Source organism: Paenibacillus abyssi, assembly GCF_014640295.1.
GTDB classification, from domain to species: domain Bacteria; phylum Bacillota; class Bacilli; order Paenibacillales; family Paenibacillaceae; genus Paenibacillus_D; species Paenibacillus_D abyssi.
In genome coordinates, this window is sequence record NZ_BMGR01000002.1 from 447,381 (window position 1) to 460,996 (window position 13,616).

14 protein-coding genes and 1 tRNA gene are annotated in these 13,616 nt (G+C 49.8%); 2 read left to right on the plus strand and 13 right to left on the minus strand.

The annotated features are described in order from the left end of the window. Nucleotides 1-17: 17 nt before the first annotated feature. The 9 genes from IEW11_RS04560 to IEW11_RS04600 all read right to left on the minus strand — a co-directional run bounded on the left by IEW11_RS04560 (nucleotide 18) and on the right by IEW11_RS04600 (nucleotide 10,787). On the minus strand, nucleotides 18-683 hold the full coding sequence (locus IEW11_RS04560) for a hypothetical protein (RefSeq protein WP_188529449.1): 666 nt from the start codon (nucleotides 681-683) through the stop codon (nucleotides 18-20). Nucleotides 684-835: 152 nt separating this feature from the next. Beyond that, nucleotides 836-2,122 carry an adenylosuccinate synthase gene (locus tag IEW11_RS04565; protein WP_188529450.1) on the minus strand — a complete coding sequence of 429 codons (1,287 nt, stop codon included), beginning with the start codon at nucleotides 2,120-2,122 and terminating at the stop codon, nucleotides 836-838. 219 nt (nucleotides 2,123-2,341) lie between these two features. Then, nucleotides 2,342-3,703 carry a replicative DNA helicase gene (gene dnaB / locus IEW11_RS04570; protein ID WP_188529451.1) on the minus strand — a complete coding sequence of 454 codons (1,362 nt, stop codon included), beginning with the start codon at nucleotides 3,701-3,703 and terminating at the stop codon, nucleotides 2,342-2,344. A gap of 34 nt (nucleotides 3,704-3,737) precedes the next feature. Further along, entirely contained in the window at nucleotides 3,738-4,181 is a 444-nt protein-coding gene (gene rplI, locus IEW11_RS04575; RefSeq protein WP_188529452.1) for a 50S ribosomal protein L9, read from the minus strand. Further along, nucleotides 4,178-6,139, minus strand: a complete 1,962-nt coding sequence (locus IEW11_RS04580; RefSeq protein ID WP_188529453.1) for a DHH family phosphoesterase — start codon at nucleotides 6,137-6,139, stop codon at nucleotides 4,178-4,180. Before IEW11_RS04580 ends, rplI begins: the two co-directional genes overlap by 4 nt. Nucleotides 6,140-6,157: 18 nt before the next feature. After that, on the minus strand, nucleotides 6,158-7,114 hold the full coding sequence (locus tag IEW11_RS04585) for a DUF2232 domain-containing protein (protein WP_229724951.1): 957 nt from the start codon (nucleotides 7,112-7,114) through the stop codon (nucleotides 6,158-6,160). A 92-nt stretch (nucleotides 7,115-7,206) separates the two neighbouring features. Continuing rightward, a complete protein-coding gene (locus tag IEW11_RS04590) occupies nucleotides 7,207-9,237 on the minus strand; it encodes an amidohydrolase family protein (RefSeq protein ID WP_188529455.1) in 2,031 nt (676 codons plus the stop codon). Then, nucleotides 9,238-9,711 carry a CBS domain-containing protein gene (locus IEW11_RS04595; RefSeq protein ID WP_188529456.1) on the minus strand — a complete coding sequence of 158 codons (474 nt, stop codon included), beginning with the start codon at nucleotides 9,709-9,711 and terminating at the stop codon, nucleotides 9,238-9,240. A 29-nt stretch (nucleotides 9,712-9,740) separates the two neighbouring features. Beyond that, on the minus strand, nucleotides 9,741-10,787 hold the full coding sequence (locus IEW11_RS04600) for an LCP family protein (protein WP_188529458.1): 1,047 nt from the start codon (nucleotides 10,785-10,787) through the stop codon (nucleotides 9,741-9,743). A 191-nt stretch (nucleotides 10,788-10,978) separates the two neighbouring features. Between IEW11_RS04600 and IEW11_RS04605 the strand changes: the two genes are divergently transcribed. After that, entirely contained in the window at nucleotides 10,979-11,326 is a 348-nt protein-coding gene (locus IEW11_RS04605) for a DUF4870 domain-containing protein (protein ID WP_188529460.1), read from the plus strand. A gap of 98 nt (nucleotides 11,327-11,424) precedes the next feature. On the opposite strand, the gene rpsR is transcribed toward IEW11_RS04605, so the two are convergent. The 3 genes from rpsR to rpsF are packed head-to-tail and all read right to left on the minus strand — an operon-like array spanning nucleotide 11,425 to nucleotide 12,606. Beyond that, complete coding sequence (rpsR, locus tag IEW11_RS04610) at nucleotides 11,425-11,709, minus strand: 30S ribosomal protein S18 (RefSeq protein ID WP_188529462.1); 285 nt, start codon at nucleotides 11,707-11,709, stop codon at nucleotides 11,425-11,427. Between the two features lie 51 nt (nucleotides 11,710-11,760). After that, a complete protein-coding gene (ssb, locus tag IEW11_RS04615) occupies nucleotides 11,761-12,282 on the minus strand; it encodes a single-stranded DNA-binding protein (RefSeq protein WP_188529464.1) in 522 nt (173 codons plus the stop codon). A gap of 39 nt (nucleotides 12,283-12,321) precedes the next feature. Continuing rightward, entirely contained in the window at nucleotides 12,322-12,606 is a 285-nt protein-coding gene (gene rpsF, locus IEW11_RS04620) for a 30S ribosomal protein S6 (RefSeq protein WP_188529466.1), read from the minus strand. Nucleotides 12,607-12,872: 266 nt separating this feature from the next. Between rpsF and IEW11_RS04625 the strand changes: the two genes are divergently transcribed. Further along, the gene (locus IEW11_RS04625) at nucleotides 12,873-13,055 is read left to right on the plus strand and encodes a YjzC family protein (protein WP_188529468.1); all 183 of its coding nucleotides are present in this window, start codon (nucleotides 12,873-12,875) and stop codon (nucleotides 13,053-13,055) included. A 345-nt stretch (nucleotides 13,056-13,400) separates the two neighbouring features. Here the strand turns inward: IEW11_RS04625 and IEW11_RS04630 are convergent. Then, a tRNA-Ser gene (locus IEW11_RS04630) sits at nucleotides 13,401-13,491 on the minus strand. Nucleotides 13,492-13,616 lie beyond the last annotated feature (125 nt).

Consider the following 13,616-nt stretch of genomic DNA (forward strand, 5'->3'; position numbering starts at 1 on the left):
TCAAGATTTAGACAAGATTAATATTTTTTTAGAATTTCCATTAAATGTTTGTATTCCTCATCATTTAGATACCTCGCCACAATCTGCTGTACATCCTGCAGCTCGGATTCCGTCAATCCGTCTTCCATATAAGCGGATATATTCTGCCATGCCTCCTGCGGCAATTTGCTCATTAACAGACTGAACATCTGCTGTTTGTCCTCTTCGCTCCATTGCTCTTTGGCTTCCGACAGCTCTTCTTCAGATACGATGGTCTCTTCCGTCCAGGCCGGCACCGCGCCATCCTCTGTCGCCTCATCCGCCAGATCTCCCTCTTCGGCCGATTCGGTGCTGCTTCTATCCGTTGATTCCAAGCCCGAGCCTGCTTTCAAGCCACTACCTTCACCCGACTCTGTCGATATCGGAGGCTCCTCACTCTCGGCTCCTGAATCCAGACGATCCGTATGTATAGGCAGGCTTGTCTCAGCATCGGCATCCTCAAGCGGTTTAACGGGCTCCGCTCCCCACATTCTGCCCCATAGGCCCGACATCGCAAAAGGCTGTACCTCCAGAGGCAAATTATATTGCTTCAAAATGGTTTCAATGTAACTGTTCACAATATAACCCGTCGTCCAAATCGATAGAAAGCTAACGATCAGCGCTGCAGCGATTGTCTTGCCCAGCCAGCCTGCTATTCTCCACATTACGCACCCTCCCTTTCATGTTGCCGCAGTTCGTCCTCATGCAACCCTACTTCTTAGTATGCGCAAACACGGGAATCGTCATTCCCCGGCGGCTGAAAAAGTTACATTAAAAAACCCGACCTCATAGATGAAGTCGGGCGTACTGATCCGTATTATTTATAAATTTTCACGACCGGATTTGTCTGCTCGCGATTGCGTCCAACAGAGAAGATCGCAATTGGAATTCCTGTCAGCTCGGATACACGAGCCACATAACGCCGCGTAGTTTCAGGCAGATCCTCCAGCGTCTTCACGCCGGTAATGTCTTCGCTCCAGCCTGGCATTTCCTCGTAGACTGCTTCGCATTCTGCAAGCATCTTCAAGCTGGCCGGGTAGTGCTCGATCACTTCACCGCGGTACTTATAACCGGTACAGATTTTCACCGTTTCCAAGCCGGTCAGTACATCGAGCGAGTTAAGCGACAGCCCGGTAATCCCGCTAACACGGCGCGCATGGCGGACAACGACGCTGTCGAACCAACCGACACGGCGCGGGCGTCCGGTTACGGTGCCGTATTCATGGCCTTTCTCGCGAATCCAGCTGCCGGTCTCATCGTGCAGCTCGGTCGGGAATGGACCGTCTCCAACACGAGTCGTGTAGGCCTTCGCCACGCCGATAACCTGTTCGATCTTGGAAGGACCTACGCCGGAACCGATGCATACGCCGCCAGCCGTCGGATTGGACGAGGTTACGAATGGATAAGTACCTTGGTCGATATCCAGCATGACGCCTTGTGCGCCTTCGAATAATACCTTTTTGCCGCTGTCGATCGCATCGTTCAAAACAACCGACGTATCGGTCACATAAGGACGAAGCTTCTCCGCATATCCGAGATACTCGCGAATAATTGTATCCGCATCGACGGGTTCGCCGCCGTATACTTGCTGGATCACATGATTCTTCTCCGCGACCAAATGGCGTACCTTCATCTCGAATTCTTCCGCATCCATCAAGTCCGCGATCCGGATTCCGGAGCGCGCGGCTTTGTCCATATAACACGGACCGATTCCTTTACGGGTCGTACCGATCTTGTTATCACCCTTGCGGTCCTCTTCCAAACCGTCCAGTACCATATGATACGGCATAATAACATGTGCACGGTCGCTGATCTTCAGGTTGGACGATGAGAATCCGTTGTCATGAATATATTGAATTTCTTCAATCAGCGCCGCCGGATTGATAACCATTCCGTTGCCGATCACACACAGCTTATCATCATTAAATATACCGGATGGAATCATCGTTAATTTGTATTTCTTATTGCCGATCAGAATGGTGTGGCCAGCGTTGTTTCCGCCTTGATAACGGGCGACGACATCGGCGCCATCTGCCAAGTAATCCGTGATCTTGCCTTTCCCTTCGTCTCCCCACTGCGTTCCTACAACAACAACTGTTGACATGCTCATACCCCCGATTCAGTGTTTAGAACACACCGAAAATTACTGCCGGCATACGTAATGGGCTGTTTCGTCCGATGACGGACAGCCTCGCTTCGCAATGAAAGATACTCTTTCAAAAAGGCAGCAATAATAGTGTAGCAGTCCCGTTTTTTAATGTCAACAAAAACGAACAATTACACTATAGTCAATGTAATTGTTCGGAATTTAAAACGATATATTTTAAGAAGCCACGCCCGGTTCCTGATGGGTCCGATCCAGACTGACGAATTTATTGTAATTTTTCAGAAACGCCAGCTCTACGGTTCCTACCGGGCCATTCCTTTGTTTGGCAATAATGATCTCGATAATATTCTTCTTCTCGGATTCTTTGTCATAATAGTCATCACGATACAAGAAAGCCACGATATCGGCGTCCTGCTCGATCGACCCCGACTCCCTAAGGTCAGACATCATCGGCCGTTTATCCTGCCGCTGCTCCACGCCCCGGCTTAACTGCGACAGCGCAATGACCGGCACCTCAAGCTCCCTGGCAATCTGCTTCAGCGTCCTGGAGATCTCGGATACCTCCTGCTGACGGTTTTCCCCCGCTTTGCCGCGCCCTTGAATAAGCTGCAGGTAGTCAATCAGAATCATGCCCAGTCCCTTTTCCTTCTTCAGACGACGGCATTTGGCGCGAATATCGGCGACCGTAATGCCGGGCGTATCATCGATATAGATCTCGGCTTCGGATAGCGAACCAATCGCCATCGTCAGCTTCTCCCAATCATCACCCTCGAGATAACCGGTACGCATCCGTCCCGCATCGACGTTCGACTCCGCACAGATCATCCGCTGCACAAGCTGAGCGGCCGACATCTCCAAGCTGAAGATCGCGACCGTTTCGCGGGCACGTACACCGACATTCTGCGCGATATTCAGAGCAAATGCAGTTTTACCTACGGAAGGACGGGCCGCCACAATGATAAGATCATTGCGCTGGAAGCCTGACGTCATTTTATCCAGATCAGTGAAGCCCGAAGGAATGCCTGTTGCCCCACCCTTCTGGCTGTATAGATGCTCCACTCTTTCAAATACTTCCATCAATACGTCTCGTATCGAGATAAAACCGCTGCTTGCCCGGCGATTCGACAGCTCCATAATCTTCTGTTCCGCTTCGTTAAGCAGCATGCCGACATCTTCAGCCGCAGCATAACCATTGCTGACAATTTGGGTAGCTGTTCGAATCAACCTGCGCAGCATCGATTTCTCTTCTACGATTTGCGCGTAATAATCCACATTGGCCGCCGTCGGCACACCGCCGACCAGCTTTGCCAGATAACTGACCCCGCCGATTTCTTCCAGCTGCTGGCGGTCCTGCAGATAAGCCGTCAATGTAACGAGATCGATGGGCTGGCTGTTTTCTCCAAGCTCAATCATCGCTTCAAAGATAAGCTGATGCGGAACGCTGTAGAAATCTTCGCTCCGCACCCGCTCCATCGCCGTTATTAATGCTTCGCCCTGCAGCAGAACTGCCCCAAGCACCGCTTGCTCCGCTTCCAGATTTTGCGGCGGGACCCGGTCAAACATCAGATCGGTGTTCATCGGTCCTAACTCCTCTGTCAGATTGCGATTTATTCTATTCCTCTGCGGCTTGTACGTTTAACTTTGCTTTCACTTCCGGATGCAGCTTCACCATCACTTGAGTGACACCCAGCGAGCGGATCGGCTCATCGAGCTCGATTTTCCGCTTGTCGATCTTAACGCCCTTTGCTTCCAACGCCTCGGCAATTTGCTTGCTTGTAATCGCGCCGAACAATCTGCCGCCTTCTCCGGCTTTGGTTTTGATGACAACGGTCATCTCGCCCATCTTGTTCGCCAACGCCTGCGCATCCTGCTTTTCTTTTTCTTTCCGTTTATTTTCGGAGGCATTCTGAACCTCAAGCGTCTTCACATTGCCGTCTGATGCTTCCTTCACTAAACCTTTTGGCAGCAAAAAATTACGCGCATAACCTTCCGATACGTCCTTTATCTCGCCTTTCTTTCCTTGCCCCTTCACATCCTGCAGAAAAATCACTTTCATTCGAATAACCCCTCTTCCTTATCGATATCCATCAATACCTGCTGAAGGCGCTCCGCCACTTCCACCGTCGTTCCTTCCAGCTGTGCGGCCGCATTCGTCAAATGGCCGCCGCCGCCGAGCCGTTCCATCACTAATTGAACATTCATCTGGCCCAGCGATCTTGCGCTTACTCCGATATAGCCGTCCGGCCGCTCCCCTACGACAAAGGACGCTACCACATCCGTCATATTCAGCAGCGTATCGGCCGCCTGGGCGATCAGCAGCTGTGAGTAGCTGCGGCCCGGCTCCGTCACGGCAATCGCTATGTGATCGTATATGATTTCCGCATGCTTTATGATCTCGGCTTTCTTCATATACTCATCCAGGTCTTCCTTCAGCATCCGCTGGATTACTGATGAATCGGCGCCATTACGCCGCAGGAAGGATGCCGCTTCGAACGTTCTGGCTCCTGTACGCAGCGAGAAGTTCTTCGTATCAACGGTAATGCCTGCGAGCAGCATAGTCGCCTCAAGCACATCCAGCACCACGCGTTCGTGAATGTATTGCAGCAGCTCCGTCACTAACTCACAAGTGGAAGAAGCATAGGGCTCCATATAGACTAACGTCGGATTGTTGATAAACTCTTCACTGCGGCGATGATGGTCAACGACCACAATGCGATCCGTCAATGCCAGCAGCTTAGGCTCTTTCACCATGGAGGCTTTGTGCGTGTCCACGACAACGGCCAGCGTTCGCGGCCCGGTCAGCCCAATCGCCTGCTCAGGCGATACAAATCGCTTATACAGATGCTCCTCTTCCTTGATCAGCTCCATCATCTTCTGAATCGCAGGATTGACGCCCTCAAGCACGATAAACGCTTCTTTGTTAAACAGCTGTGCGGCCTTTAATACCCCAATTGCCGCACCGACAGAATCCATATCGGGCATTTTATGCCCCATGATGACGACATTGTCGCTGTCCCGGATCATATCACGCAGCGCATGGGCGACAACGCGTGCGCGCACGCGTGTGCGTTTCTCCACAGCATTTGATTTCCCGCCGTAGAACGATTGCCGCTGCCCAACCTTAACGGCCGCTTGATCGCCGCCTCGGCCAAGTGCAATGTCCAGGCTCGTATGCGCCCATTGACCCAGCTCGATTATGCTGTCCGCCCCAGCTGCCATCCCGATGCTGAGCGTCATCGGGATTTTCTGGTCAAGCGTCATTTCCCGAACCTCGTCCAGAATGACAAACCGCGAATGCTCCAGCTGCTTCAGCGTTGCCTGATTCGTCAAGATCAGATAACGATCCGAGGTTAGACGCTTCAGATACAGCTGATACCGATGGGCCCAATCCGTAATGGCGCCTGTTACTTTAGATAGCAGCGTGGCCCGCTGCTGGTCATCCATCCCCTGGGTAACCTCTTCGAGATTATCCATCATGACAACGCCGATTACTTGCTTCTCATCTTCGTACTTTTTAGTGATCATCCAACGCTGCGTAATATCCCGGATGTACATCAACCGATCGTCCTGCTTCACAATAAGCTCATAAATTCGCGAGCCGATCGTTACTTCCGACAATCGGTCTTTGTCTTTGGCCTGATGCCAGGAAGGGAACATCGCGCTAAGCGATTCGCCGATCACAGAATCGCGCTCCAGCATTTCCGAGACAAACGGATTATGCCACTCTACGACCATTTGCTCATTATAAATCACAATACCAAACGGCAGCTCGCTGATGACCTCGTTACCGGCTTTTTTGACCCGGTAGGACAGCGTCCCCAAATAATCTTTCAAATCCCTGCGAAATGCCCGTTCCGCCAGCACGGTGAATACCCCGATTGCCAGGGTAAAAATCAGAGCGATCAGGCCAAATGACCAATGATACCAGGTCAATGCAACCGTCATTAGGATCAGCAGCACAAATGCCCACACATGATGCATTCCGTGCCAACGTTTAACAAGAAATTTCGGCATTCTAATCCGCCCCTGTAACTATGGTTTCTTAAACGACTTTCGAATCGGAAACGCAACATCCAGCACACCAATCAAACTTAGCGGCGGGAACAAGAAGACAGGTATGGAAAGCAGCACCGGAACAACTTTATTCCAACGTTTCTGGTCAGCAAGATAGTAGAAAAATCCGATCGCTTGAATCGTAAATACTAACCGCAAGAGTGGAATTAGATTTAGCAATACGACATTAAGAAACGAATCACCATCGTCCGTCACAATTAAATCAAGCACGAGTGCAATTAAATAATATAGAACCAGGATTTTGGGCATCATCCATTCCTTGGCCGGCTTTAAACCCGGAATTTCCAGGCCATGCAGCCTTCTCAAGGCATTTCGCGCCACCCAATGCGTAATAACCGCATAGAGAAACGCAATCACGATGAACGTCAATGGAATAGACTGCACCATGGTCCGAATAAGTGATTCGGTCATCTCCGTTGACCAACTCGCCGGCAACAGGCCTTGTGAGCTCAATTCGGTTACAGAGCCGCGGATTAATTGGCCGATTTCCCTTGTTAACGACACATCCAAAACGGCAGAGAATAATACCAGTTGCAATAAGAGCTGTCCGAGAATCGTCAACAGCACTACGGTTAGTACGGTACGCGCCTGTGCTTGGCGCTTGTACATGTGCCCCATCACGATCGAAGGGATCACAAAGAATAATCCTAGGATCAGCGCAGCCGGACCCAATACAAAAAAGCCGATACCAAGCACCGCAAACAAATGCAGCGCAAACTCCTTTCTCGTTAACGTTGTGTATAAGACAACGAAAGGAACCATCATTAAGGCGACGGTCAGAATATTGAGCGCTGGCACGATGAGTGATATTAACATGACAAGGGCCGCCGCGCTCCAAAGCAACGATTTTAAGCCGGTTTTCAAGCCGTTCACCTCTAGCATTTGATAAGCCTGCAAGCAAGCTTTACTCTTCATTATAACATAAAACACCCTAGGAAATAAGAAACTTCATGGCGGCAATATTTGAATGAAAACAGCCGGCCTCATAGGGCCGGCATGATTAATCGCTATTCCTGCGTTTCAACAGTCCATACGTCTCCGTCATTGCTAACATCAAAACCAAGTGACCGTAAAAATTCAATCGGCACATACGCGCGCTCACCGATCGACAGCAGCTTGGCCGACTGTCCATCAAATAGCGCTTTGTAACCCCGCTCGAGCATAAGCTCATTGTCCGTTGGCGACTGAGTCGGATCTCCATCCGCTGCAGGGCTCGCTGCACCGCTCTGAACGGTATAGGTACGCTGCAGCCCATTCCATGTTACGCCATAGCCGTGCTGTGTGAGGGCATTTAAATCCACATAAAGCTGATTTCGATAATTGACCATCGGATACTGCTTATCATCCCACTGCAGGCTGCCCGCAGTCTCGCTATAACGAATGAACTCACTACGGATCGGCTGTCCAACCCGGATCTTCTTATTCACTTCGCCATTCTCCAGCGCAAGCTGTCCTTCTACGAGGACGTATTCAATGCCCTCTGACGGCAATTCGGGCTGCTCCACGGTTGAACGGTCAGTAATCGTATCATAATTGAAAATGACGATATCCGCGTCCTTCCCTTTGGCGATCCTTCCTTTCTTCTGCAATGCCGGTGCTTGCTTTTCGAGCCGCTGCGCCGGCTGCAGGGAAAGCTTCTCGATCGCCTCCATTAACGAAATGGCCTGCTTCTCCCTTGCATACACACCTATTGTCCGTGCAAAAGTCCCCGAAGCACGCGGATGATTGTTATGCCCCGGCTCCAGTATCGCGTCACTTCCGATCATGACAACCGGATGCTTGAGCGCATCGATAACATCCTGCTCCGGGATGGCGTAGGCAACCGCAAGCTTGCCTTCCTTTTGATAACGCTTGAACGATTCTTCGGTCAGCCTCTCATCCGTTCCCGCGATTTGCAGGTCGTTGTATGAAATACGGAACCGCTCCTGCCATCCTTCATCAAAGCGTGCCGAATTGAGATAAGTCCCCCAGAAATCATACGGATAGACGCAAGCGGTAATATCAAGCCCTTTAGCAAGCGCCTCGTCAATCATCGCCAGCGATTCCTTCATGGAGAACGTACCGCCTGTACTATTGATATGATCGATATGTACCGCCGCACCGGAATCCACTGCATGACCGATAATTTCGTTCATTGTCTCCACATTGGTACCGGGTTCTTCCATGTCCGAATACCGCCCGTGGAAATAGACGGGAACATTATATTCATGGGCTAACTGCATCAGCGGCAGCACTTCTTCATGCGTAATTCCCGGTACATACTCAAAGCTGAACGATATGCCAAGCGCGCCGTTGTTCAGCGCATTCTCCGCCTGTTCAGTCAACTTCTTGCTCTGCTCGGGAGTTGCCGCATCATAACGCCCCAATTTGAATTGATTGCGTGCCTGGGTATAAAAGAATGAAGCCCCAAAGTGAACGGGCGGCTTGTCCCGCTCATAATATCCATACCATTTCTCAGGTGTTGACGTACCGCCGTGCATCGCGATATTTGACGTTACACCATCGGCTATTTTATTCCATACGCCAAGCGGATTCGGATCATAGGATAAATTATCGATAAATCCCGGCGCGACGACTAAGCCTGTTGCATCGATGACCCGGTCGCCTTTCAGCGGTTTTGACGTCACAACTTCAATCGTGTCTCCGCTGATTCCTACATTCATGCCCTCTTTATCCAGCTTTGTCTCCGGATTGATGACGCGGCCGTTCGAAATGACAATGTCGTATACTTTATTCAACTCCGCTTCGGTTGCTTCTTCTTCCGGGTCCGCAGTCCCTTCCTGTTCGGCCTGATTACCGTTGCTGCCGCCGTTGCCGCCACTGTTAACCGGGTCCTCAACATCACTGCCTCCGGTACTGGCATTGCCGTTATCTTCAGCGATCTGATTTCCCGGCCCACTGCCCGGATTTTGCCCCTGGTCTCCGAATAGCGACCAGATCATAAAACCGGCAAAGATCGCCACCAATACTGCGGCGATCGCCAGAATACCGCGGAATGGCCTGCGCCCGTTCCTTGATTGTCGATTTTGGTTATCCATTTATGCCTCCTGCCCAAGTGCAAGAGAATCATCGGCAGAAGCTGCGGCGGACTCATCCGCCATTCCCGTACCTCTCATCATGACCTTCGCACAATAATCAATAATATCGCTTCTGCGGACAATTCCAATAAAGCGGTTCATATCATCGACCACCGGAACAAAATTCTGGACTTTGGCCAGGGAGATCAAATCTACCATGTTTGCATCGATCTGCACCGCGCGATTCTGAATGCGCAGCGGCACATCCGCCAGCTTCACACGATGGGCCTGATCAAAGGTGACGTCTGGACGATTCTTCATATACCAGAGCAGATCCCCTTCGGTGACCGTACCACAATAGCTTCCATTGTTATCTAATATAGGAACTGCGGTATAACGATGATACTCCATGCGCTCTAACGTTTGACGCAGTGTCGCTTCGTTGGTGACGCATATGACTTCCTGCTTAGGCAATAAGAAAAAAGCAATATTCATTTGTTGGTGCCACTCCGTTTCCCCTTGAGTTACGGCTGAACAACCTCTGATACCGGCAGTGATTGAGCAGGCCGCTTGGTTTGATGTGGATCAGGTATCGGCAGTTGCGCTTTGGTCAGCGAGTCGTTCATCCAGCTGTTAATCCACGATTTCGCTTTTTCCAGATCGGCTTCATCAAGATAATAGTACCACAGTCCATTACTGCTGGAACGCCTTCCCTCTCCCTTGAGGGTATGACTGTAAAGGGTTCGATCGCCTGTCTTCACCATGGACTTGGCAAGATCAATCATATCATCAGGTGCCAGGTCGGTTGTGAAATTGTCGCCCATAATATCGATCAACTGTGGGATTTTTGTCCATTGGCCGAATTCGGTCGCTTTATCCAGCAGGGCAGTAATGAAAATCTGATGACGCTGCGTTCGGCTTACATCTCCGCCCACATCCTCACGATATCGGACGTAATTAAGGGCATCTTTTCCATTATATCGATTTTGTCCCGCTTTTACCACAAACTTCTCGTGATAGGGGTCATCATTGACCAGATCCTTCTCAATCGGCAGCGCTATGCCGCCCATGGCGTCAATGACGTCCCGGAAGCCTTCAAAATTAATCGCTGCATAATGATCCAATCTAGTATCAAACAATTTTTCTACGGTCTCTATCGCCAACTTTGCTTTTCCATAGACATAGGCATGCGTAATTTTATCGCCTTTTGCTCTGCCGGGGATTTCAACGTAGGAATCACGGGGAATCGATACCATCAGCATCATTCGGTCTACCGGTCTAACGACCGTATAAATCATTGTATCAGACCGACCCCGCTCGTGGCCGCGTTGATCGATGCCAAGCAGCAGGAGTGAGAACGGCTTCTTATCTTCTTTATGACTGACTTGTGCTGGCTCGCGGCCCTCCAAGGTTTTGTAAGATTTCTCTAATTTTTTCTGTACATCTGCAGACAAAAACGTATCAAATGCCCATAAGGCGATAGCTGAACGATTCAAATAGCCGATAGTCCCTGTTAACAGCACAATTGCGGCGATTGCAGTAAGCCACTTATGCTTTTTTAAGATACGCATCGTAAACGCCTGTCTCCAATCCTCTTTATCTATATAAACGACTTCCCTATATTCTAAACGGGGCAAAACCATTGTAAGCTACAGGATCTGATCTTTTTGCTGTGGCAGTATAGGCAGCTAGTTGGCATACTTGGCCAGCATGGCGAATACAAATGCGGTAAGATATCCATGCAAGGGAAAGGATGGTCGTTATGCACGGACCTCAATTGCCCAAATCCTCCACTGGATTGGATCCTAAAGCAGCGGGGCTTTTATGTTACCTGGGCAGCTTTGTAACCGGCATTATTTTCCTGATGATCGAAAAAAACAGCCGGTTTGTAAAATTCCATGCCATGCAATCGATTGTTGTGACCGCCACACTCTTTGTCATCCATTTTTTGCTTGGCATCATTCCATTTATCGGGTGGCTGATCAGCCTGTTCATTACGCCGTTGGCATTTATTCTTTGGATTGTATTGATGCTGACAGCACTGCAGGGCAAATGGTTCAAGCTGCCGATCATCGGCGATTTTGCGGAGCAGCAGGCTGACAAGTTTTAATCTTCTTAGTGTAACCATTACAGCCATTGCAATACCGTTTCCAAAAGAAAAACAAACAAAAAAACCAGCCGGCGGACCGGCTGGTTTCTCGATTACTGCTATTCCGTTGTGTAAGGCAGCAATGCTACTTGACGCGAACGTTTAATCGCGATTGTCAACGCACGTTGATATTTCGCGCTTGTTCCCGTTACACGGCGAGGCAAGATTTTGCCACGCTCACTGATAAACTTTTTGAGCAACTCAATGTCTTTATAGTCAATGTGAGTAATTTTGTTCACAGTGAAGAAACATACTTTGCGACGCTTGTTGCGTCCGCCTTTACGACCGCCGAATTTGCGTTCTGGACGCTCATCGCCGCCGTTATCTCTTTGCTTGAAAGCCATGGTCATGTCCTCCATTTCGTCGAAATTTTAAATTCTAGGCGCCCTTCTGCATTAGAACGGCAAATCATCTTCCGAGATATCGATTGGACGTCCGTCATCTGAAAACGGATCGTTGTTGGTATTCCGCGAAGTATTGCCGGATCGGCCACCGCCATACGAATTCCCGCCGCCTGCATTTGATCCACCGCTGTAACCGCCGCCGCTTCCGCCTGCATAACCTCCGCCTGACTCTTCACGCGAGCCGCCATCACGATTACCGGACTCCAAGAAACGAACATTGTCTGCGATGACTTCCGTCACATAGACACGCTTACCTTCGTTATTCTCGTAGTTCCGTACCTGGATACGGCCTTCAACCGCTGTTAAACGGCCTTTGCGTAAATAATTGGCACAAGTTTCGGCGAGCTGCCGCCACGTCACGATAGGGATAAAATCCGCTTCACGTTCACCTTGGCCGCTCGTAAATGGCCGATCAACCGCAAGCGTGAATTGGGTTACCGCCACGCCGGATGGAGTGTATCTCATCTCGGGATCCTTCGTAAGTCTGCCTATCAGAATAACACGGTTCAACATCGATTATCGCCTCCCAATCGAACAACATCCTCGTGTGGATTAAGCTACGTCTCTGACGATCATGTGACGGATGATTTCATCCGTAATCTTCATGACGCGGTCTAATTCAGCAACAACTTCATTCGTTGCATTGAAATGTACCAGGACATAAATCCCGTCACGAATCTTATTGATCTCATACGCAAGACGGCGTTTACCCATCAGATCGGTTTTAGTAACCTCTCCGCCGTTGTTGATGATGCCTTCGAATTTTTCGACGATCGCTTGAACAGCTTCCTGTTCAGCTTCAGGACGAATAATGAACATCACTTCATATTTGCGCATATTGTTTCACCTCCTTTTGGACTAAGCGGCTCCCTGGGGGAGCAAGGAGCGAGAGCTAACTCGCATACCATAATACTATACCAAATCACGACCTTCATGACAAGTACTACTTGACAGCGGCGCTGACTTTCTCCTTATGGATCATCTCCCCCTCCCCTAACAGGAACTGTTATTCATGCTTTCCCCTTATTCCGCTAACAATAGATATGGTGAAAGGTACAGCTCACCCTGTACACATCAGCTGCTGAATAAGGAGGATCTATACGATGGGTGAATGGACTGAGTTCGAACCGGGCGACAGAGCGCCAAATGACGGTGTCTACATCGAAATCGGAGAGCGCGCTTTCCACATGGGCATCGAGAACCCCAAAAAAGTTGAGCTTCGCAAAGGGGAGCGGTTTCCCGATACCTCTAACCACAATCGCAAGTGGAAAAAAATGAAGCACTAATGAAAATGATTAAGGCAGGTATAGAAAACTCAGATTAGCGCATCCTATAAGTGACGGTGTTAAAGAGAGGTGTGGTTCCGTTGAACCTGATGGCGCAACAACCGCAAGAGGATGTTATCCACTCAGCATAGAACCGGAGGGATGTGCCAAAGACACTTGTCTGTAACACATGCATCGTATGGAAGCGATGACCTAGGTTTCTGACCAGCTAGCAGTGTGAGATGTAGACTCGTTCCAAACTAAATCACCGTCGAAAAAGGACTCGCAAGAGTCCTTTTTTTCATGGGACACTTCATAAAAACAAAAAAACGGCCTCCGCATGAGAGCCGTTTGTTCTTGTATGTATGGCGGAAAGGGTGGGATTCGAACCCACGCACGCCGTGAGACGCCTAGCTGATTTCGAGTCAGCCCCCTTGGGCCACTTGGGTACCTTTCCATTTCCGCAGCGATTATCATTTTAACACATGCCAACAACCGATGCAAGCAGATTTTATCATGATGTCGTTGTTCTGTGATAATGTCACCCCATAACTGTTCTGAGATAATGTCACCATGGGACAG

Coding starts and splice junctions, on each gene's coding strand:
- IEW11_RS04560 (WP_188529449.1), bottom strand. CDS start 683: ATGTGGAGAATAGCAGGCTGGCTGGGCAAGACAATCGCTGCAGCGCTG.
- IEW11_RS04565 (WP_188529450.1), bottom strand. CDS start 2,122: ATGTCAACAGTTGTTGTTGTAGGAACGCAGTGGGGAGACGAAGGGAAA.
- dnaB (WP_188529451.1), bottom strand. CDS start 3,703: ATGAACACCGATCTGATGTTTGACCGGGTCCCGCCGCAAAATCTGGAA.
- rplI (WP_188529452.1), bottom strand. CDS start 4,181: ATGAAAGTGATTTTTCTGCAGGATGTGAAGGGGCAAGGAAAGAAAGGC.
- IEW11_RS04580 (WP_188529453.1), bottom strand. CDS start 6,139: ATGCCGAAATTTCTTGTTAAACGTTGGCACGGAATGCATCATGTGTGG.
- IEW11_RS04585 (WP_229724951.1), bottom strand. CDS start 7,114: ATGAAGAGTAAAGCTTGCTTGCAGGCTTATCAAATGCTAGAGGTGAAC.
- IEW11_RS04590 (WP_188529455.1), bottom strand. CDS start 9,237: ATGGATAACCAAAATCGACAATCAAGGAACGGGCGCAGGCCATTCCGC.
- IEW11_RS04595 (WP_188529456.1), bottom strand. CDS start 9,711: ATGAATATTGCTTTTTTCTTATTGCCTAAGCAGGAAGTCATATGCGTC.
- IEW11_RS04600 (WP_188529458.1), bottom strand. CDS start 10,787: ATGCGTATCTTAAAAAAGCATAAGTGGCTTACTGCAATCGCCGCAATT.
- IEW11_RS04605 (WP_188529460.1), top strand. CDS start 10,979: ATGCACGGACCTCAATTGCCCAAATCCTCCACTGGATTGGATCCTAAA.
- rpsR (WP_188529462.1), bottom strand. CDS start 11,709: ATGGCTTTCAAGCAAAGAGATAACGGCGGCGATGAGCGTCCAGAACGC.
- ssb (WP_188529464.1), bottom strand. CDS start 12,282: ATGTTGAACCGTGTTATTCTGATAGGCAGACTTACGAAGGATCCCGAG.
- rpsF (WP_188529466.1), bottom strand. CDS start 12,606: ATGCGCAAATATGAAGTGATGTTCATTATTCGTCCTGAAGCTGAACAG.
- IEW11_RS04625 (WP_188529468.1), top strand. CDS start 12,873: ATGGGTGAATGGACTGAGTTCGAACCGGGCGACAGAGCGCCAAATGAC.